This window comes from Microbacterium foliorum (assembly GCF_003367705.1).
Lineage (GTDB): Bacteria > Actinomycetota > Actinomycetes > Actinomycetales > Microbacteriaceae > Microbacterium > Microbacterium foliorum.
In genome coordinates, this window is sequence record NZ_CP031425.1 from 2,781,642 (window position 1) to 2,801,730 (window position 20,089).

Here is a 20,089-nt window from a genome sequence, read left to right on the forward strand (position 1 = left end):
AACGAACTCGCTCGCGGACCCCGATCCCCGACGGTGCGAGGTTCTCGGCCCGCGACAGCGCATCACTCGTTACCGACAGCCTTATCGGCCTGGTCGCGGATCTCATCGATCTTGTCGGAGGCGCCCGGCGCGATCTTCTTGGCGAAGTCTGCGACGCCATCGAGGACCTTGTCGCTGATGTCCTCCGCCTGCTCGCTCTTGACCGCCTCGGCGATCTTGTCCTTGTTCTGCTCGTACAGATCCTTGCCCTTGTTGACCGTTTCCTCGATACCCATTGCGGGCCCCCTTCATTGCGAACGAAAGCGCCGAGTGTGCGACGCAGCTACATTCTGCATGTCGGACCGTGCGAGGGGAAGGCCAGGCTACGCGGCGTCTTACGAACGCCAGAAGTTCTTCTTGAAGTCGACCTGTTGCACAGTGATTCCCGCATTGAGCACGCGCAGTTCAGCGTAGAGGCGAAGCGGCCCGGACAGGAAGTACGGCAGGGAGTAGTGTCCGAGGGTCGCTGCGGTCGCCGACGCCGCCGTCGTGGCAGGTATCTCGATCACAGGCTGCATCGTGCTGCTCACGATGTTGCCGATGGAGTCGAGCGTTTCTGCCACCACTCGGACCTGAAGCCCCGTGGTGACTCCGATCGCCCTCAGGTAGAGCGTGAGATCACCTGTCTCCTTGGAGCCGACCCCGGTCTGGGCGAGATAGAACGAGCCGGGGGCGATGGGGATTCGTGCCCAGACGCCCATCGGGACTGCGGTGTTCCACCAATATGCCGATGATTGATGAGTGGGCACGGGATCCTCCGAGTCAGGGGGCGGGGGGGTGGACGGTACGACGTAGTTCTCGAAGTCGACGGAATTGGTGAAGCCCAACTGCGACGGCGTACCGCCGATCCAGAGCGAGACATGGACATGTGCGCCGTAACCGGTCTCGCTCCCGAACCCCGACGCACCGGAGTATGCGATGACCTGCCCTCGTGCGACGCGCTCCCCTAGACGGACGGCGCTGGACTGCAGGTGGAGGTATCGGATGTAGTTGCCATCCGTCGCGCGCAATGCCAGGTAACGGCCCGTCGCCGTTCCGGTCGAGTCCTTCCGATCGACGATCACCCCGTCGGTGGCGGCTTGGATCGGGGTGCCCGTGGGGACCGCGTAGTCCGTCCCCGGTTCACCTGAGGGCGGATTGCGGTTCTTATGCCCCTGCCAGCTGCTCGAGATACGGACGTCGCCGCACGGTCGGAGGTAGGTGCCGGCTGCGGCGGCGTGATCGGTCGGTCCGAACAGACTGCGCCCCACCGCCGCGGCCCCGAGGGTGGCACCTGCAGCGATCAACACCGAACGCCGAGAAACAGCGCGGGCTGTGGGTGCGGTCGAGCGGTCTTGGTCTGCCGGACCGCACACTAGCGGTCGCCTCCCTCATTCTCACCGCGGATGAGGTTCTGGATCTGCTCTTCGGGCAACCGCTCGATCGATCCCGAACCGAGCTCCATCTTGGGCTCGGCCGGCGTACCGCCGATCGTGCAGACGGACTGCGCCTCGTATCCCATGGTCGCCGCGGGAACGAGGACGAGCCACTCCGGCGTGACCGTGCGCTTCTCGATCCGGGTGTTCTCGTTGTCGAAGACGACGTCCGGACCGAAGGTCGAGACCGTTGCGTCGATGCAGATCTGCGTCAGCTGCTCCGCGGTGAAGGCTCCGAATTCCGGAGCCGGTGATTCGACCGGCGACTGGCTCGGCGTCGGCTCTGCGGTCGGCACGGACGCCGAGGGGGCGGGCTCCGGCGTCGACGTGGACGTGGACGTGGGGACGGATGCGGGCGCACCCGAATCCGTCGCTGCACACGCTGTCGCCGATCCGAGAAGGACGATGGCCAGAGCAGTCGCAGCAAGACGCGTCGCACGGGAGGATCTCATGACTTTGAATCTACCCACCGAGTCGCCGCGAACGCCGTCACTGCTGGGGACAGTCGCGAGGATTGTTACCGAGATGACTCAGTGGGCGCTGGCGCCCGGCGCGACGACCGCACGCACCGTGCGGAACAGGATCACGATGTCCTGCGTGAGAGACCAGTTCTCGACGTAGTAGAGGTCGAGACGGATGGTCTCCTCCCACGACAGGCTGGATCGTCCGCTCACCTGCCACAGCCCGCTCATCCCGGGCTTGACCGCGAGCCGACGGAGAGCGATGTCATCGTAGAGCGCGACCTCAGCGGCGCGCTGCGGACGGGGTCCCACCAGACTCATCTCTCCGCGGACCACGTTGATCAGCTGAGGGAGCTCGTCGACCGAGTGACGACGGAGGAAGCGTCCGACCGACGTGATGCGTGGATCGTCGGAGATCTTGAACAGGGGGGTCTCGCTCGACCCCTGGAGATCGAGAAGCGTCGCCAGCTGATCGTCCGCGTTCGCGACCATCGACCGGAATTTGCGCATACCGAAGGTCCTACCGCGCCGACCGATGCGCTCCTGGTGGTAGAAGATCGGCCCAGGTCCGTCGATGCGGATCGCGATCGCCGTGATCAGGAAGACAGGCGACAGCAGCAGCAGGAGCAGCAGAGACCCCACCAGATCGAATGTCCGCTTGAGGAATCTCTTGCCGGACTCCATCCGGGGGAAGTCGACATGAACGAGCGGCAGTCCCGCGACCGGTGTCGCATGCAGTCGGGGCCCTGCGACGTCTGTCAGAGCAGGCGCCATGATCATCTGGATGTCGCGGTCGGCGACGGCATAGCCGAGCCGCCGCATCGTCTCAGGTCCGATGTCGTCGGATCCCACGATGATCAGAGCATCGATGTTCGCGGCGTCGAGTGCCCGCTCCGCGCTGCGGATGTCGCCGAGAACCTCGATCTGGGGGATGCCCTCTGACGGGACGCCGTCGGTGATGACCCCCACGATCGTGTAGCCGGTGCCGTCAGTGCGGCGGATCTGTTGGGCGACGTGCTTGACATTGCTGCGCTCGCCGATGATGACGGCCCGATGCGTGTACTCGCCTTTGCGCTGACGAGCACGCAGCCACTGCCTCCACATCCACCTCGAGACCACGAGGAGGCCGAGTCCGGTCGGGAAGACGACGGCCAGCAGAAGTCGCGACATGTCCATACCGAGGAAGAACGCGACGGCGATGGTGAGGGCGAAGACGGCGATCGTCGCGTCCACTATCCTGCGGTACTCGGCGATGCCGTGTCCGACCTGACGATGGTCACGGGTGTCGATCGCGTCGAGGCCGATGAACCAGACCACCCCAATCACGGCGAGCACCGCGGTATAACTGATCGTGGGCCCTCCGGGCCAGGTGACCTCGCCCCGAACGCCCGGGCTGGTGAGGAACCACGCGCCGACGAGCGTGCTGATCAGGACGAGAAGATCGCTGTATACGAGACGGCTCGCGTATCGTCGCGGCCAGTCTGCGCGACGTCGCCGAGACGTCGACGTGACGCGCGCTCGCGCCTGCGTCACCGATCTTCCAGCATTCCGGGAATGCGAAGAAGCGCCCTCCGCGACGATTACAACCACCCCCTGCGTGCACGCGGCTGATTCCGCGCTCGACTCTCAGCCAATGCATCGAATCGTCGTTCAGCATACTCCTACGTCGACGATTCGACAGACGCCGCTCGTCAGCGGCAGGTGTTTGTGATCGCGGGCACCGTGGGATGGATCATCGGATTCGTCTGCACAGCCAGGGGGCCAAAGTCCCCTGCACCGGTGAAGGACGCGGTCACGTCCACCTGATCCCCCGCCTCGAACCACGCCTCGAAGCGCACTGTGGGGCGACCGAGATCGTCAATACCCTGCTGGAGGACGTCGACGCGCTCTCCGTTGACGGCCACGTTCGACACAGTGGTTCCCGGGGGGCCGTAGATGTAGATCCAGTCGCGGAAGGTCGTGCCGAACGTCATGCTCTGGACGTAGCGGGGAAGCGCCTCGGTCTCTTCCTGCGTGAGAGGGAGACTCAGCCCCGCGTTCACGGTGAACGTCCCGGTGCCTGCCTCACAGACGGCATCCGCTGTGATCGATCCGCGCGTGTAGTAGTCGATCTTGGAGCCGTTGCTGTTGTTGAAGTAGACGCCGATCGTGGTCGCCTCCGAGTTGTCCGTCGGAAGGATGCCGCTGATGCGCTGTCCCGCGATGGCCTCGGTGACCTTCTCATCCTCGCTCCACACGAGCACACTGCCCTGCGCTGCGCTCTCCGACAGCGCGATGGCCATGTTCTTCAGATCGAACTGCCCCGAGGCGACCTGCTGGAACACGGCTCCGGCGGCTGCGGCGAAGAACCCGTCGACGAGCTCGGGGTGTGCGTAGCTGTCCCACCGCCGGTAGACGTCGCTCAGCAGAAGAGCGGTCGCGTTGTCGGCGCTCAGCACGTCACCGGTGGCGAGGGTGATCGGGCCGGTGGCCACGAGCATCCGCGAGAGCGCCAGCGGGTCGATGGAGATGACCGCGTCGATATCGTCCGGTGCGATGTCGCGCTGCCACCACGCGCGCATGATCTTCGCGGCGGTCGGGAAGTCCGGACGACTCATGCTGGTGTTGAGGTGGTCGACGAGGTAGCTGGAGTAGAGGTCGAGGGCGCTCTGATCCACGGGAATGTCGACGGCGACGCCGTTCTGGTAGCTCGCGCTGCTGCCCTGGCTTCCCATCGTGATCGCACCGTTGTCGACGTGCACGAGGGTCTGCGCTGCCGCGCTGCCTCCGAGTGCGAGCGTCTCCGCGTTGTTCTGGAACACGAGAAGGTAGTTGCGTGGCCCTTCCGCGCCGAGCAGGACGGGGAGCAGTTCGACCGCCGGTGCAGCGGCCCCCATGACCTCGGCGACCTGGTCCACTCCGCTGCGCACGGGACCGATCAGCGCGGAGGACTCCTTGACGGCGCTGATCTCGTCTGCGAGCTGCGCGACACGAGCGGACTGGCGCTTCGTCACCTCGAGGACCTTGGTTATGAGCGAGCCGCCGTCAGAGCCTCCGTCGGCGAGGACCGGCATCCCCACGTCATTGACCAGCACGTCGAGGGACTGCGCAGCGAGGCGGACTCCCCGGAGGTTGTCTCCGATGGCGGGGACCCATTCCAGCACTGCCCACACGGGGTCGGCGGCGGCGTCCGCTGCGCTTTCGGCATGTCCGGAGATCTTCTCGACCGTCGCTGTGACGTCGGCGCCGCTCTGCAGCTCGCCGATCAGCTGCTGGCTCTGTTCGAGACCGTCCTTCACCGCGAGCGCCCGAAAGCCCACCCAGCAGGCAGCAGCGAGCCCGAGGATGAAGAGGACGGCGACAGTGATCCAGGTGATTCGGACGCGCCGGGCGCGGCGCTGCTTCCGCTCTCGCGCGTCGGCGCGTTCGGCGTCGGCCTCTCGCGCGGCATGCTGCTTCTGCGCAGCTTCACGCGCTGCTCGACGGGACTCGTGGGGCACGAGGGCAGTTTACAGACAGCCCGCTGGGAGATCCGTGCGCGGCTCCGTGCGTCAGTCCACGACCTGGACCACCGAGCCGGCCCGGGGTCGCGGGGATCGCAGAGAGCCCAGGATGAGGCCGACGGCGCGGGCCGGAGGGGCGTCCCGCACGGCGACGGCCTTCGCGACGATGCGAATCAACGCGGTCGAGATGCGTCCCCGACTGAAGGCGCGAAGAACAGCGGCATCGTCGCCCCTCACCGCGGAGGGGTGCGACAGCAGTCGTCGCGCCATGTTCACCCGCCATCCCCAGCGGTGATCGCTGAGGTAGGAGAGCGCTCCCGAGGAACGACCGCGCGCCCTGGTCACCATGTCGACGACCCGACCGGGGAGTGAACGACGTCGCTCCTCGCCGATCACGTTCCCCTGGTGCTGGACATACACCTGCAGCGGCTCCGGCTCCTCGAAGACGCCGTCCGAGACGAGCGCGCACACCCCCAGCCAGTGGTCGTGGAAGGCGAGGTCCGTCGGGTCCGGGAACGGGAGAGCGGTCTCGAGCAGCTCGCCGCGGAACACGCAGGCGCTCCCCGTCACCTGGTTGTCGATGATGTCGGCCGCGAGCCCCACCGCTCGTCGCTGCGTGACTTCGCCCTCACGCCCTTGCCCGGGTGCCGCGACGACGACCTGGCAGAAAGCGAGCGAGGCGTGCGCCAACGCGGGCGTCAGCGTCGCGAGCTTCTCGTCGAACCAGCGATCGTCCTGATCGGCGAGCGCCACCCAGGGCGCCGCGCGGGGCACGAGCTCGAGGATCCGTTCGAAGTTCCGATAGAACCCGACGTTGTCCGGAAACTCGACGATCTCGAACCGCCGATCATCTCCGACGCACGACCGCACGTGCGCGAGCGCGTCGGGATCCTCCCCATCGATGCCGATGAGGCATCGCCAGTCCTCGAGCGTCTGCGAGCGCAGCGACTCGATCTGGTCGCGCAGCAGGCGAGGGTCGGGTCGGTAGACCGCCATGCAGATCTGGCCGACGGTGGATGCGTGGTTCATTGCGTGCTGTCGCCGTTCGCCGTTGTGGTGTTGGGTATCCTCGACATCATGCCATCGACATGGTCGTTCATCACCGTCACGTACAACAGTGCACGCACCCTCCGCCACTTCTGGAAGGGAGATCGACCTGGCGACGTCGAATGGATCGTCGTCGACAATGCGTCGACCGATGACAGTGTCGAGACCGCCGAGAGTCTGGGAGCGCGGGTCATACGGCTCGACGAGAATGCCGGGTTCTCCGCAGCGAACAACCGCGGCCTCGTCGAATCGGAGGGGCGTTACATCGCATTCACGAACCCTGATGTGGCGGTCGATTGGGAGTCGCTGCCCGCGCTGCAGGCGACCATCGACCAGACGGGAGGGCTCGTCGCACCCCAGCTGCTCAATTCCGACGGCACCCTGCAGCCCAACGGTCGTGGCGCACCTCTCCTGGCGCACAAGGTCCTCAATCGGCTGTCCAGCCAGCCGCGGCGCAACGGCTACCAGATCCTCACCGACGGCGACGAACGGCGCGAGGTCTTCTGGGTGATCGGCGCCGCGGTCCTCGGGTCCGCCGACGCGGTGCGCTCGATCGACGGCTGGAACGAGCGCTTCTTCCTCTACTACGAAGACAAGGACATCTGCATCCGTGCCTGGCGCAGCGGACTGCCCGTGACTCTCGACGGCGGCGCCCGGTGGACCCACGGATGGGCCAGGGAGACCTCCGGATTCAAGGTCATGCCGTGGGTACGTGAGTTCCAGTCCATGGCCAGGTTCTATTCGCTCTACCCCGAGCTTCTTTTCGGCCCCGGCGCCGCGGTGCGGCGGAAGCACCCCCGCGCATCCGCGGCATCCGGCCGGGTCTCACCCGCTCGACGCTGACGCACCTCGCCACGAGGAGCCCGAGCGAAACGGCCGTACGCCGGCACCCTGACGTCAGCCCTGTCGCCGAAGGAGCTCGGAGCGCATCGCGAGAAGCGGACCGCGAGCGATGTCCTCGAGGATCGACATCCGCTCGCGGGACGCTGCGCCGATGGCATCTCGGTTCTCCAGTGCCCGCGAGATGTACCCGGCGAGCGACGCCGTCGAGGTGTCCCTGACATGCATCGACAGATCGGACTGTCCGAGATACGCCGCGGCCTCGACCATCTTGTTCTCGTAGGCGAGGGAGACGCATGGCACCCCCTGGCCGGCCGACAGAATGAGGCCGTGGTAGCGCATCGAGACCACGACCGTCGCGCGGCCGAGTTCGGCGACATAGTCCGAGAGCGTCGCGACCGGCGCGATCTCCGCGACGCAGCCACGGGAGCGCAGCGCCTCGGCGAAGCGCTGGAGCTCGGCGGGTTCCGCCTGGGTGCCGTAGAGATGCGGGATGATCCGCACCGTCAGGCCCGATTCCGCGGCGCTCGTCGCGAGCCCCTCTGCGAGCGCATCGCGCCAGAGCACGCCGTCGTCGTCCCCCTTGAAGTCGCGGTGCCAACTCGACAGGTTCGTGGGCACGACGGCGATCACCGGTTCGGTGGACTCGGCCGCCGCGATGTCGAGCAGAAGGCCCGTGTCGACACCGAGATAGGCGCTGAGCCCCTCGGATGCCAGCCAGCGCTGAGAGGCGGATTCGCGCACGAACAGCTCGGAGCGTCTCAGCACGTAGCGGGCGACCCGGTCGAAGACTCTCGAATTGCTCTTGCCGATCGTGTTCTGGAAGAAGATGGGTCGAACCCCGCTGAGCACGAGGGCGACGAGTACGAGCAGGTAGGTCCAGTCCTTGTAGATTCCGATGTTCGAACCCGCCGGGGAGACCAACACGAAGTCCGACTCACGCGCCGCCCTGACCAGTCCTCGCAGACCGGCGTGCGCAGCCCGGCGCATGAGCATCTGACGCGCGGCGGCGCGAGCGAGTGTGGGTCTCGCGTCCGAGGTACCGGCGAGCACCGGGAGGTGGTGGTGGTGCACGCGCTCGTCATCGGTGGGGAGCCCCCCGCGTCCGCCATCCCAGATGTAGAAGACATCGACCCGGGTCGCGTCCAGCTCGGAGAAACAGCGCTCCACCAGTGCGATGCCGGCGGCATCGTCTCCGTAGTTGTTCGTGTGCTGGTTGACAACGGTGATCCGTCGCGGTTGTGCCATTGGTTTCTGCGCCCTCTCGCGGCCTCGACGACCGCAACGGAAGGGCCGCGACCTCCCGTAGTATAAAGCTCGGCGCCGCCTCTCACGCGCCCCGACCGCGCACGCGCTCCAGTCCGCCGCAGGTCAGAAGCCGCACCTGGACCACCCGGAAGTTGACGATCAGATGCACGCCCCGAGACGGTTCGGCCAGAATGTGGTGCTGTCTCTGTCGGGAAGCATCCTTCCCGCTCTCGTCGGCGTGGCGGGCACGATCCTTCTTCTGCGCTCATCCTCGGGCGACGCATCCGTCACCGTACTGACGGCATGGACGCTTCTCGGCTACATGGTGCTGTCGGACCTCGGCCTCACCCGGTCGGCGTCGAAGCTCGTCTCCGCCGGGACCGCGCCGACCACCGCCGTCGGCACGCTCTGGCGCACGGCGCTCCCTCTCGGCATCGCGCTCTCCGCTCTCACCCTGGTGGTGGGTCTCCTCGTCTCTCCGTGGTTGTTGCTCCTCGTTCCCGTGCCCTTGCTGACGGCACTGCAGTTCCCGGTCGCGGGCGCCCTCGAGGCGAGCGGGCAGTTCGCCGTGTTGGCGGGTCAGCGGCTGATCAATGCGCTCACGGTCTACCTGCTCCCTCCGCTGGCCATCGCGCTGCTCGACCCCGCCCAGGGGATCCCCGTGGGATTCGGCGTACTGCTTCTGGGACGGGTGGTCCTTTTCTGGTATCTGTTCGCTCACCTGGCCGTGCCGCTGCGCGCGACACTGGGCGCGACTTTCGATCGCAAGGCAGGATCCCAGGCACATCTCGTCTTCTGGGTGGGCCTTTCGAGCATCGTCGGCCCCGCGTTCCTCTATGCCGACCGACTCGCCGTGAGCCTCGGAGCGTTCTCAGACGGCGAGTGGGTCGACTACACCGCACTGTCGGAACTGCTGCTCAAGTCCTACGTGATACCCAGCGCAGTCCTCGCCGTGGTCTTCCCCTGGCTTGCGACGCGCGCCTCTGCACATCTCCCTCTGTTGCGGAAGCTGGTGAGTCGCGGGCTCCCCCTGGCGGCGTTCGCCGGCGCCGGCCTGGTCACCGCGCTCGGATTCCTCGTGCCGAGCGATCTCGTCGCCGTCATCCTTCCGATAGCGGGTGACCGGGACGGGATGTCGGCCATCGTCCTCCTGGTCGTCGCCACCGGACTCAACTGGATCTCCCAGGTCTACATCGCCGTGCTGCAGGGCTTCGATCGACAGAAGGTCGTCGCCGTATGGCAGCTCGCCCTGGCCCTGCCCTTCGCCGGCGGACTCCTGATCGCCAGCGTGAGCGGCAGCCTCGCCGTCGTCGCGGCGGTCGCACTGGCCAGAATCGCGCTTCTCGCGATCATCCTCGCTCTGGAAGCCAGACGAACGCTCGCGTCGAGGACCTGAGGGATCCGGACCGCCGTTCGGACCACAGATCGAGCTGCGCGCGAACGACCACGATGACGAGCTGCCCGAACAGCGACGTGTACGCCACCATGTTCTCGAAGAACGAGAAGAAGATGATCGTGCCGAGCAGAGCGACGCCCTCGACGTAGAGCCGCGAACCGGCGAGCAGTCTGAGCGCCACGATCGCGACCACCGCGAGCACACAGGCCATCCCGAGGCCCCCCACGAGCCCGGCCGCACCGACCGCAGACCCGAAGAGCGTCGATGCGGTCACGTCGGGGGCGACGAGGAACACGCTCTTGTCGAAGTCCTCGACCCCCAGCACTCCCCCGAGGCGCTCTCCGATCACATCGGGAATGAAGTCGTAGAGCACGACCGTCGGCAGTCCGCATGTCTGTGAGCAGAGCTGGCCCGCGGCATGGCCGAACGCGGCGTTGAGATTCGCCACCGGCGTCGTGAAGTAGGTGTACGACCACAGCCATGAAGGACTGAGTCCGCTGGCGACGAAACCCTCGCTCGCTCTTGAGAACCGCAGCACGGCATCGCGCGCCGCCGGCACTCCGGTGGCCGCCTCGATCTGGTGGGCGAGGCGCAGATCACCGAAGACACCGAATCCATAGACGAACACCACTCCGACCACGACGAGCATCACGATCCACGTCGCGCTCAGGCGCCGCACCCGGAGGTAGACGATCATGCACGCGACGACGAGGAACGACACCGCGCTGCGGTTGGCGATCGTCGCCAGAAGCACGATGACCCAGCCGAAGACAGCGAGATCGCGCAGGCGCCGGGTATCGAGGAAGACGCGGAAAGCCCGCACACCGTAATACCCGGTGAAGCACAGCATGGCGATGTGCAGCCCGTCGATCCCGAACGCGTAGACGTCGTACTCCGCCCCGCTCAGCAGCTGCAGGATCGGCACGCCGCCGTTTTTGACGTACGCACCGATGAAGTACGCGGTGATCAGCGCGACGGCACCGGAGTTCAGCGGAAGCGCGGACCGGGGCTGCTGGTCCCCGGGATGGCGTTGCGCAAGGATTGCGAAGGCCACCGCGACGACTCCGAGGAACAGCCCCGTGTCCGCTCGCAGCGGGGTGAGCAGATCGGACCAGCCGAGAAGGTAGAGCACTCCTGCAGCGAGGATCCACAGCGGCATCAGGGCGAACGGAGACCGCAGCACCGCGGATGCCTGCGGAAACATGCCGGGAAGCGGCCCTGTTTCGAGACCCGTCCCGCGATCCCGGGTGGCGGCGCGCGACATCATCGGTTCCGGCTGCGATTCCTCATCCGGCGGGCGACCGCGAGCACACTTCCCGCTGTGGCGAGGGCGATGCTGCGAAGTTGACCCCACGACCAGAACTTGCCGTAGACGGGCTCCCCCGCGTTCCGACTGGGCGTGAAGGAGTCAGGATCCGCCGTCGCCGCGATGTGGTCGTGCCCATGGATCTCATCAGGCTCGAGATACGCGCCCTCTGCCCACTCGTTCCAGGCGTTGATGAAGACGAGCCCGCGCGCACCGCGCCGCGCCTGTTCGCGACTGCGGGCGACGGAGAGCCAGGTCGCGTAACGCTGCGGGGTCGACCCGACGTACACCGTGGCCGACATCCGACGACGCGCGGTGTTGTCCCAGCCGGGCGTGACGCCGTGGTGACGCGTGTACGACGCCTCGCGGCGCTTCTCGAACCGCGAGGCCATGCGCGGATACGACATCAGCCGACCGCGGAATCCGCGCTGCACGCCCTCGAGCGGTCGCAGCTGTGCGGATGCGAGGGTGTTCGCACCGACGGGAGGAAACTCCGCGACCGCGTCGAAGCCCAGCGCACGCGGATCGAGCTCGGGCGTCGTCTCCGAGCCGATGACGTGCACCCCGGGGAGACCCGCGGCGCGGGCCAGCACCTGCAGGCGCTCGGCGAACGCGGGCGGGTCGGGGATCACCTGTGCGCGGTGCACGAGCAGAATCGGCTTTCCGTCCTGCCGGATGTAGTGCGGCGCGAGGAAGTGCGGCAGCAGGTCCTGGAAGACCTGCTCCTCGTACCCCTCGTCGTACTCCTGCGCCATGAGGACGCTGCGCTCTTTACCGTCCCAGCGACGGGTCCAGCTCTCGTTGGCCCAGCTCAGACAGTACGGGAGCAGCGTCGGGTCGTCTCGCCACGCGTCGATGGGCTGCTCGAGCAGACGCGAACCGCCGAACCAGTAGAAGTACATGCAGAACGCGTCGACGCCTGCCTGCCGCGCGAGATCGGACTGCGCTCGATGCACGTCTCGGTCGAGCAGGTCGTATTCGCCGAGAGTCCCGGGCACACGCGGATGAGCGTGGGAGGAGAACAGCGGTGACGCCCTGCGGACGTTGACCCACTCTGTGAACCCCTCGCCCCACCACTCGTCGTTCTCGGGGATGCGGTGGAACTGTGGCAGGTAGTAAGCGATTGTGCGCATCACCGTATGATCTCCGACGGCTCTTGAAACGGATCAAGGTGGCGGACGGCCGACCTATGCTTCCCCGATGTTACTTGATACCGACCACGACTCCGCATCGCAGGACCCGTCTGCCGCTACTTGCCCGACGCCTCGACCTCGACGTCCGCATCGAGATACACGGGGGTGTCGGTCAGCGTGAGGGTGATCTTGCCGTCCTTCGGACGCTTCGTGGTCTCTCCTCCGTAGATGTCTGTGACGGTGATCGCGTTGCGCGAGGTGACGACGATCTTTCGCGGCTTCTCCGGGTCCGGAGCCCAGAGAACCCGCGAGGATGTCCCCGGCCCCGTGAACACATAGGACTCGATGCCCGAGCCGATGTCGTCGACCGATGCCGAGTCCATACCGCCGAGCCGGGCGGCGAGCGTGACCTGGGCGACGGCAGCGGGCTTGGGCTCATTGCCACCGGGCAGTACGCCGATGTCGCTCCGGAACAGGCCCATGTTCACTTCACCCTGCACGGGATCGCTCCGCTGATCCGCGGCCTCGTACCAATACATCCGCTCGGCGCCGTGTCCGAGGGCGGCTGCGGTCACCTGCACCAGGTACTTGGCCTGTTCCTCGTCGCTCACCCAGTCGTCCATGGTCGCCCAGCCCATCTCGGTGATCCAGATCGGCTTCTCCTGTCCACCGTTGGCGTCACGCATCATGCTCCGAAGACGCTCGATGTCCTCGCCCATCGTCGGGGCGGCGAGCGGCTGGGTGTAGGGGTGGGCGGTGACCACGTCCAGCCGGTCGAGTCCTCCCTGGGCGAAGAAATCCTGCAGCCAGTCCCATTTGAAGCCCATCCCCGAGAGGCTGGGTCCGACGATCGTGGCGCCCGGAACGGCGGGATCGACCGCACCGTTCACCGCATCCAACATCGCGATGTAACACTCGGGGGCCTTTCCGCATGCGCCCGTGTTGTAGAAGTGATCGAACTCGTTGTACACCTCGACATCGGATCCGACCTGCGGGAACTGCTGCAGGACGGTCCGTGTGAACGCGCCGTACGCGGCGAGTCCGGCAGGGCTGCTGGGTGTGACGCCGCCGTCGTAGTTCTTGTTCGAGTACACCGGAACCTGCAGGGCGGTCAGACCGTTCTGCGCGAGCCGGTTCATGTTGTCGGTGAACTGGGTCGGAAACGCGTACTGGCCGGGTTTCGGCTCGGCACTGGACCAGACCGTGTCGGCGCGAACATGGCCGAAGCCCATGACCGCCAGCTGATCGATCATGTTCCCCGTGCGCTCAGGCGTCGTGAGGTCATGCAGATGGACGCCGAATCTCGACGCCTGGCCCCGCTGCTCTGCGGGAACCTCGGGCACGATCCCCACGCTGGCACTCCGCTCGATCACCTTCCCGCCGATGTGGGCGGACACACTCAGCGTGTAGTACCCATGCGGGACCTTGGGGAAGGAGATCGCCGCCTCGGTGCCGGCGAAGAGCACGTCACCACGTGCGACTTCTTCGTCCTCGGAGGACAGCGCCCAGCTCATCCATCCGTCCGGTGCGCGACGGGTCGTGAAGGACACGGAGGAGAACTGCGGAAGCAGCAGCGAGGGCGTGGTGATGGCGAGGTCGGCGGAGTTGGCCTCGAAGCCGCCGTTGCTCAGGAAGGCCGCCGCTCCGTCGTCAGCGGTGATCGTGATGTCGTCGATGAGGAGCCCATCGACCTGCCCCTGCACCACCAGACGCACAGATCCTGCGCCGGCGGGGACTATCGGCACACTCACCTCGCGCCAGTCGTACGTCCCCCCGGGGATCTTGAGAGCGGGCTCCCATCCGGTGGATGGCCTGACCTCGACGGCTCCGTTCGCAGTCCCGATCGACTTCACCCACATCGAGACCGTGTAAGGACGACCCGCTTCGAGCTCGACCGGATGCTCGTACTGGGCCGCGATCGCGCCGGATCCCGCACTGCTCTTGATCCGGAGCGCGTAGTCGCCGCCGTGCGCCTCGTCAGTGGCGAGCAGAGAGACCGCGGGAGAAGTCGTCCTGGTTCGCCAGCCGGCGAAGGTGTCGGAGATCGGCAGGTCGGTCGCGAGCGCGACCAGAGGCTGATCGGCAGGTGTCGCGAACGGCGTCGGCGTGGCAGTCGGCGTGACCGAGACGGTCGGCGCCGGCCGCGCCTCCTCCGAGCGCGCCTCCCAGGGACGGAACACCAGCAGAGTCGCGACGAGCGCCACGACCAGCACGCCCGCGATGGACAGCAGGATGATCTTGCGGGTGGACAGCGTACGCGCAGCGTGCGCTGCAACGGTCGGCGAGGCTTCTGGGGGAGTCGTCGGCTCGTTCATCATGCCCAGCCTATGTCGTCGGCGGAGGGGCGCCGTGCCGAGGTGCGCGTCACAGCGGGAGGCGGACAGTCGGGGCGTCGCCGGTCTCCCAGAAGTCCGCATCCAGCACGCGGGTGACCGGGTCGGGCTCGGCGATGCGGGCGGCGGCCGGCGCCGGCGCCTGGTGCGAGGAGGCCGCCACCTGCGCGCGCGCCGCGTTCTGCCTCTGGAGCTCGGCCGCCGCGGCGCGACGCTCCCACAGCTCACGTTCGATCTTGGTGCGGTCCCTGGCATGGATCATCGCGCGCAGGATCATCGCGAGCAGCAGACCGAGGTAGCCGCCGATGGTGTTCGACAGCACGTCGAGCACCGTCGACACCCGCTCATCGAGCGCGATGCCCTGGGTGAACTCGATGGCACCTGAGAACGCGGGCAACAGGAAGATCGCCACCCACCATGCGGAACGGGCGAGCGCGAGTCCGAGCAGGAAGCCGAGGGGGACGAACATGCCGATGTTGGCGGTGAATTCGAGCTTGTCGTACCCGAACCACTCCGGCACGCCGATGTTGTGCAGAGCGCGCAGCATGCGCCCGGCGATGCTGTCGAACTCGAGCTGCTCGGGCTGCGGCCACATGGTGACGAGCAGCACGAAGGAGGCGTAGACGACCAGCAGCAGCGTCGAGACCCACAGCCGCGCGTAGCTGCGCGGCGGCGGCGGACCCACCTGGATCTGCGTCATGACGGCGTTCCTCCTCTGCCCTGGTCGGGCGACGGCGATGACGGAAAAGGGATGTACGACAAAGGGGCCGGACCCGAAGGTCCGACCCCTTTGTCAGGAAGCAGAAGCTTACTTGATGATCTTCGTGACCGTACCGGCGCCGACGGTGCGTCCACCCTCACGGATGGCGAAGCCGAGGCCCTCCTCCATGGCGATCGGCTGGATCAGCTCGACCGTCACGTCGGTGGTGTCACCGGGCATGACCATCTCGGTGCCCTCAGGCAGCGTGATGACGCCGGTGACGTCGGTGGTGCGGAAGTAGAACTGCGGGCGGTAGTTCGTGTAGAACGGGTTGTGACGCCCACCCTCATCCTTGGAAAGGATGTACGCGGTACCGGCGAAGTCGGTGTGCGGCGTGACCGAACCCGGCTTGACGATGACCTGGCCGCGCTCGACGTCCTCGCGCTTGGTGCCACGGAGCAGAAGACCGCAGTTCTCGCCGGCCCATGCCTCGTCGAGCTGCTTGTGGAACATCTCGATACCCGTGACCGTGGTCTTGACGGTCGGACGCAGTCCGACGATCTCGACCTCGGAGTTGATGGCCAGCGTGCCACGCTCGGCGCGGCCGGTGACGACGGTTCCACGACCGGTGATCGTGAAGACGTCCTCGACGGGCATCAGGAACGGCTTGTCCTTGTCGCGCACGGGGTCGGGGACGTTGTTGTCGACGGCCTCCATGAGGTCGAGGATGGACTGGGTCCACTTCTCGTCACCCTCGAGTGCCTTCAGAGCGGAGACGCGGACGACAGGAGCGTCCTCGGCGAAGCCCTGCGAGGCGAGCAGCTCGGAGACCTCGAGCTCGACGAGCTCCAGGATCTCCTCGTCGTCGACCATGTCGGCCTTGTTCAGCGCGACGAGCAGGTACGGCACGCCGACCTGCTTGGCGAGCAGAACGTGCTCACGGGTCTGAGCCATCGGGCCGTCGGTGGCCGCGACCACGAGGATCGCGCCGTCCATCTGCGCAGCACCGGTGATCATGTTCTTGACGTAGTCGGCGTGGCCGGGGGCGTCGACGTGCGCGTAGTGGCGCTTCGGGGTCTCGTACTCGATGTGCGAGATGTTGATGGTGATACCACGCTGGCGCTCTTCCGGCGCCGAGTCGATGGAAGCGAAGTCGCGCTGCACGTTGGTGTCAGACGGGAACTTGTCAGCAAGCACCTTCGAGATCGCTGCGGAGAGCGTGGTCTTGCCGTGGTCAACGTGACCGATCGTTCCGATGTTGACGTGCGGCTTGGTCCGCTCGAACTTGGCCTTAGCCACTGGGTCCTCCTCAGGACGTCGTGTAGAGGTGACCGGGCACTGGATTGCGACCGGTTCTCTACGGGTTAGTTTCTCAGTTTAGTAGAGAGGGAATGTGAAGTTGTAGGGGACCTGGGAGTCGGGCCGGGGCCCGACTCCCAGGAAGTGTCACTCGCCGCCGTTGTTCTTCTGGACGATCTCGTCGGCCACAGCGCGGGGAACCTCAGCGTAGCTGTTGAACTCCATCGAGTAGACGGCGCGGCCCGAGGTCTTCGAGCGCAGGTCGCCGATGTAGCCGAACATCTCGGACAGCGGGACGTGTGCCCGGACGACCTTGACGCCTGCGGCGTCTTCCATCGACTGGATCTGGCCACGACGTGAGTTCAGGTCGCCGATGACGTCGCCCATGTACTCCTCGGGAGTACGCACCTCGACCGCCATGAGCGGCTCGAGGAGTGCCGGGCTCGCCCGACGCAGGGCTTCCTTCATACCCATGGATCCGGCGATCTTGAACGCCATCTCCGAGGAGTCGACGTCGTGCGCCGCACCGTCGACGATGGTCGCCTTGACGCCCACGATCGGGTAGCCGGCGAGCACGCCGACGTTCATCGCGTCCTGGAAGCCGGCATCGATCGAGCCGATGTACTCACGCGGGATGCGACCACCGGTGACCGCGTTGACGAACTCGTACGTCTTCTCGTCGTCGAGGTCGAGCGGCTCGATGTTGAACTGGATCTTCGCGAACTGCCCCGATCCACCGGTCTGCTTCTTGTGCGTGTAGTCGTACTTCTCGACGCCCTTGCGGATCGTCTCGCGGTACGCGACCTGCGGCTTGCCGACGTTGGCCTCGACGTTGAACTCGCGCTTCATGCGATCCACGAGGATGTCGAGGTGCAGCTCGCCCATGCCCTTGATGGTCGTCTGACCGGTCTCGGGGTTGAGCTCCGTGCGGAAGGTCGGGTCCTCCTCAGCGAGCTTCTGGATGGCGACACCCAGCTTCTCCTGGTCGGCCTTGGTCTTCGGCTCGATGGCGACCTCGATGACCGGCTCGGGGAACGTCATCGACTCGAGGACGACCGGCGAGGCCGGGTCGGTCAGGGTGTCACCGGTGGTGGTGTCCTTCAGACCGATGACGGCGTAGATGTTGCCCGCCGTGACCGAGGGGACAGGGATCTCCTTGTTGGCGTGCATCTGGAAGATCTTCCCGATGCGCTCCTTCTTGCCCTTGGTCGAGTTGATGACCGCAGCACCGGAGTCCAGCTGACCCGAGTAGACGCGCACGTAGGTGAGGCGACCGAAGAACGGGTGCACCGCGACCTTGAACGCGAGGGCTGCGAACGGGTCCTTCGCGTCGGGGTGACGCTCGATGATCGTGTCGTAGTCCTTCGGGTCGTGCGCCTCGATCGAGCCCACGTCGAGCGGGTTCGGGAGGTAGTCGACGACCGCGTCGAGCATGGGCTGCACACCGCGGTTCTTGAACGCCGAGCCGCAGAGCACCGGGTAGATCTCGGAAGCCACGGTGAGCTTGCGGATCGCGCCCTTGATCTCGGCGACGGTCAGCTCTTCGCCACCGAAGAACTTCTCGAGCAGAGCGTCGTCGGTCTCGGCGACGGTCTCGAGGAGCTGCTGACGGTACTCGTCGGCCTTCTCCTTGAGGTCGGCCGGGATCTCCTGGATCTCGTAGGAGGCGCCCATGGTGACGTCACCCTTGGAGTCACCCGCCCAGACGAGCGCACGCATCTCGACGAGGTCGATGACGCCGATGAAGTCGTTCTCCGCACCGATCGGCAGCTGGATGACCAGCGGCTTGGCGCCGAGGCGGTTGATGATGGTGTCGACGGTGAAGTAGAAGTCCGCGCCGAGCTTGTCCATCTTGTTGACGAAGCAGATGCGGGGGACGTTGTACTTGTCGGCCTGACGCCACACGGTCTCGGACTGGGGCTCGACGCCCTCCTTGCCGTCGAACACGGCGACAGCGCCGTCGAGGACGCGGAGCGAGCGCTCCACCTCGACCGTGAAGTCCACGTGACCGGGGGTGTCGATGATGTTGATCTGGTTCTTGTTCCAGTAGCAGGTCACGGCGGCAGACGTGATCGTGATGCCGCGCTCCTTCTCCTGCTCCATCCAGTCGGTGGTCGAGGCACCGTCGTGGGTCTCGCCCAGCTTGTGGTTGACGCCCGTGTAGAACAGGATGCGCTCGGTCGTGGTGGTCTTGCCAGCATCGATGTGAGCCATGATGCCGATGTTCCGAACCTTGCTCAGGTCGGTGAGCACGTCTTGTGCCACAGGAGTGTCCTTATCTTTTTGGCAGTCGTACTGCGAAGAGGGGGTGCCGGCCCTCGGCGTGTGGCCGAGGGCCGGCGAAGCTGTTTACCAGCGGTAGTGAGCGAACGCGCGGTTCGACTCGGCCATCTTGTGCGTGTCTTCACGACGCTTGACGGCGGCGCCGAGACCGTTCGACGCGTCGAGGATCTCGTTCTGGAGACGCTCGGTCATCGTCTTCTCGCGACGGCCCTTGGCGTAGCTGACGAGCCAGCGCAGCGCGAGGGTGTTCGCGCGGTGCGGCTTGACCTCGACCGGAACCTGGTAGGTCGAGCCACCGACGCGGCGGCTCTTGACCTCGAGAGTGGGGCGCACGTTGTCGAGCGCCTTCTTCAGAGTGGCGACGGCATCCTGACCGTTCTTCGCCTCGACGCCCTTGAGGGCGTTGTAGACGATCGACTCGGCCAGCGACTTCTTGCCGTCGACCAGGATCTTGTTGACCAGCTGGCTGACGATCGGAGCGCCGTATACCGGGTCGTTGACGACGGGACGCTTGGGGGCGGGACCCTTACGAGGCATTGGACTCAGCCCTTCTTCGCGCCGTAGCGGCTGCGAGCCTGCTTACGGTTCTTGACGGCCTGGGTGTCCAGGGCGCCACGGACGATCTTGTAACGAACACCGGGGAGGTCCTTGACACGACCGCCGCGGACGAGCACCAGGGAGTGCTCCTGAAGGTTGTGACCCTCACCCGGGATGTACGCGGTGACCTCGGTCCCGTTGCGGAGCTTCACACGAGCGACCTTGCGCATCGCCGAGTTCGGCTTCTTCGGGGTGGTGGTGTAGACGCGGGTGCAGACCCCGGCCTGCTGGGGGTTCGACTTGAGCGCCGGCGCCTTGGTCTTGGTGACCTTGGGCGAGCGACCCTTGCGAACCAACTGCTGAATGGTTGGCACGTTCTCTCCTCATAGTGCTGCACGGTGACAGCGTGATGGGTTTCACATCATGACCCACCGGCACGCCGGAATCGACGTGCTTTTGCAGTGGTGGGTATGCCGTGGGGGCGGATCGGCCACGGAGCCGACGCCCAGCACGCACGTCGAGACGTGCACACACCTGATCAAGTGTAATGCCGCGTAACGTGGCGGTCAA

The 20,089-nt window shown here is 66.2% G+C and carries 17 protein-coding genes; 2 read left to right on the forward strand and 15 right to left on the reverse strand.

The window, feature by feature from the left end:
• Window positions 1-62: 62 nt before the first annotated feature.
• From DXT68_RS13245 to DXT68_RS13270, 6 genes are all read right to left on the reverse strand, one after another.
• The gene (locus DXT68_RS13245) at window positions 63-275 is read right to left on the reverse strand and encodes a hypothetical protein (RefSeq protein WP_045253846.1); all 213 of its coding nucleotides are present in this window, start codon (window positions 273-275) and stop codon (window positions 63-65) included.
• Between the two features lie 99 nt (window positions 276-374).
• Window positions 375-1,325 carry a M23 family metallopeptidase gene (locus tag DXT68_RS13250; RefSeq protein WP_162829124.1) on the reverse strand — a complete coding sequence of 317 codons (951 nt, stop codon included), beginning with the start codon at window positions 1,323-1,325 and terminating at the stop codon, window positions 375-377.
• 68 nt (window positions 1,326-1,393) lie between these two features.
• Complete coding sequence (locus DXT68_RS13255) at window positions 1,394-1,906, reverse strand: hypothetical protein (protein WP_156149277.1); 513 nt, start codon at window positions 1,904-1,906, stop codon at window positions 1,394-1,396.
• Between the two features lie 78 nt (window positions 1,907-1,984).
• A complete protein-coding gene (locus DXT68_RS13260; RefSeq protein ID WP_045253848.1) occupies window positions 1,985-3,448 on the reverse strand; it encodes a sugar transferase in 1,464 nt (487 codons plus the stop codon).
• A gap of 158 nt (window positions 3,449-3,606) precedes the next feature.
• Window positions 3,607-5,394, reverse strand: coding sequence for a DUF4012 domain-containing protein (locus DXT68_RS13265; protein WP_045253849.1), 1,788 nt, complete (start codon window positions 5,392-5,394; stop codon window positions 3,607-3,609).
• 51 nt (window positions 5,395-5,445) lie between these two features.
• Window positions 5,446-6,426 (reverse strand): glycosyltransferase, encoded by a 981-nt coding sequence (locus DXT68_RS13270; protein ID WP_052677687.1) that lies wholly within the window; start codon window positions 6,424-6,426, stop codon window positions 5,446-5,448.
• 48 nt (window positions 6,427-6,474) lie between these two features.
• Here DXT68_RS13270 and DXT68_RS13275 point away from each other — a divergent pair, with 48 nt between their 5' ends.
• Window positions 6,475-7,287: a glycosyltransferase gene (locus DXT68_RS13275; RefSeq protein WP_045253924.1), complete on the forward strand. Its 813-nt coding sequence runs from the start codon at window positions 6,475-6,477 to the stop codon at window positions 7,285-7,287.
• Between the two features lie 54 nt (window positions 7,288-7,341).
• On the opposite strand, the gene DXT68_RS13280 is transcribed toward DXT68_RS13275, so the two are convergent.
• Complete coding sequence (locus DXT68_RS13280; RefSeq protein ID WP_045253850.1) at window positions 7,342-8,532, reverse strand: polysaccharide pyruvyl transferase family protein; 1,191 nt, start codon at window positions 8,530-8,532, stop codon at window positions 7,342-7,344.
• A gap of 196 nt (window positions 8,533-8,728) precedes the next feature.
• Here DXT68_RS13280 and DXT68_RS13285 point away from each other — a divergent pair, with 196 nt between their 5' ends.
• Window positions 8,729-9,928: a hypothetical protein gene (locus DXT68_RS13285; protein WP_156149278.1), complete on the forward strand. Its 1,200-nt coding sequence runs from the start codon at window positions 8,729-8,731 to the stop codon at window positions 9,926-9,928.
• Here the strand turns inward: DXT68_RS13285 and DXT68_RS13290 are convergent.
• The 8 genes from DXT68_RS13290 to rpsL all read right to left on the reverse strand — a co-directional run bounded on the left by DXT68_RS13290 (window position 9,882) and on the right by rpsL (window position 19,893).
• The gene (locus tag DXT68_RS13290; RefSeq protein WP_156149279.1) at window positions 9,882-11,132 is read right to left on the reverse strand and encodes a hypothetical protein; all 1,251 of its coding nucleotides are present in this window, start codon (window positions 11,130-11,132) and stop codon (window positions 9,882-9,884) included. The genes DXT68_RS13285 and DXT68_RS13290 overlap by 47 nt on opposite strands.
• Before the next feature lie 59 nt (window positions 11,133-11,191).
• Entirely contained in the window at window positions 11,192-12,367 is a 1,176-nt protein-coding gene (locus tag DXT68_RS13295) for a glycosyltransferase WbsX family protein (protein ID WP_052677688.1), read from the reverse strand.
• A 116-nt stretch (window positions 12,368-12,483) separates the two neighbouring features.
• On the reverse strand, window positions 12,484-14,682 hold the full coding sequence (locus DXT68_RS13300) for a glycosyl hydrolase (protein ID WP_162829125.1): 2,199 nt from the start codon (window positions 14,680-14,682) through the stop codon (window positions 12,484-12,486).
• Window positions 14,683-14,731: 49 nt separating this feature from the next.
• On the reverse strand, window positions 14,732-15,400 hold the full coding sequence (locus DXT68_RS13305; RefSeq protein WP_052677689.1) for a VanZ family protein: 669 nt from the start codon (window positions 15,398-15,400) through the stop codon (window positions 14,732-14,734).
• Between the two features lie 108 nt (window positions 15,401-15,508).
• Window positions 15,509-16,699, reverse strand: coding sequence for an elongation factor Tu (gene tuf, locus DXT68_RS13310; protein WP_045253854.1), 1,191 nt, complete (start codon window positions 16,697-16,699; stop codon window positions 15,509-15,511).
• 147 nt (window positions 16,700-16,846) lie between these two features.
• Window positions 16,847-18,964, reverse strand: a complete 2,118-nt coding sequence (gene fusA / locus DXT68_RS13315) for an elongation factor G (protein ID WP_045253855.1) — start codon at window positions 18,962-18,964, stop codon at window positions 16,847-16,849.
• 84 nt (window positions 18,965-19,048) lie between these two features.
• A complete protein-coding gene (gene rpsG / locus DXT68_RS13320) occupies window positions 19,049-19,519 on the reverse strand; it encodes a 30S ribosomal protein S7 (protein ID WP_042538706.1) in 471 nt (156 codons plus the stop codon).
• Between the two features lie 5 nt (window positions 19,520-19,524).
• Entirely contained in the window at window positions 19,525-19,893 is a 369-nt protein-coding gene (gene rpsL / locus DXT68_RS13325) for a 30S ribosomal protein S12 (protein ID WP_017201609.1), read from the reverse strand.
• Window positions 19,894-20,089 lie beyond the last annotated feature (196 nt).

What these genes read in the sequence shown, in the direction of transcription:
- DXT68_RS13245 (WP_045253846.1), bottom strand. Translation starts at nt 275, where the DNA reads ATGGGTATCGAGGAAACGGTCAACAAGGGCAAGGATCTGTACGAGCAG.
- DXT68_RS13280 (WP_045253850.1), bottom strand. Translation starts at nt 8,532, where the DNA reads ATGGCACAACCGCGACGGATCACCGTTGTCAACCAGCACACGAACAAC.
- DXT68_RS13305 (WP_052677689.1), bottom strand. Translation starts at nt 15,400, where the DNA reads ATGACGCAGATCCAGGTGGGTCCGCCGCCGCCGCGCAGCTACGCGCGG.
- rpsG (WP_042538706.1), bottom strand. Translation starts at nt 19,519, where the DNA reads ATGCCTCGTAAGGGTCCCGCCCCCAAGCGTCCCGTCGTCAACGACCCG.
- DXT68_RS13275 (WP_045253924.1), top strand. Translation starts at nt 6,475, where the DNA reads ATGCCATCGACATGGTCGTTCATCACCGTCACGTACAACAGTGCACGC.
- DXT68_RS13300 (WP_162829125.1), bottom strand. Translation starts at nt 14,682, where the DNA reads ATGAACGAGCCGACGACTCCCCCAGAAGCCTCGCCGACCGTTGCAGCG.
- DXT68_RS13270 (WP_052677687.1), bottom strand. Translation starts at nt 6,426, where the DNA reads ATGAACCACGCATCCACCGTCGGCCAGATCTGCATGGCGGTCTACCGA.
- DXT68_RS13290 (WP_156149279.1), bottom strand. Translation starts at nt 11,132, where the DNA reads ATGTTTCCGCAGGCATCCGCGGTGCTGCGGTCTCCGTTCGCCCTGATG.
- DXT68_RS13295 (WP_052677688.1), bottom strand. Translation starts at nt 12,367, where the DNA reads ATGCGCACAATCGCTTACTACCTGCCACAGTTCCACCGCATCCCCGAG.
- DXT68_RS13255 (WP_156149277.1), bottom strand. Translation starts at nt 1,906, where the DNA reads ATGAGATCCTCCCGTGCGACGCGTCTTGCTGCGACTGCTCTGGCCATC.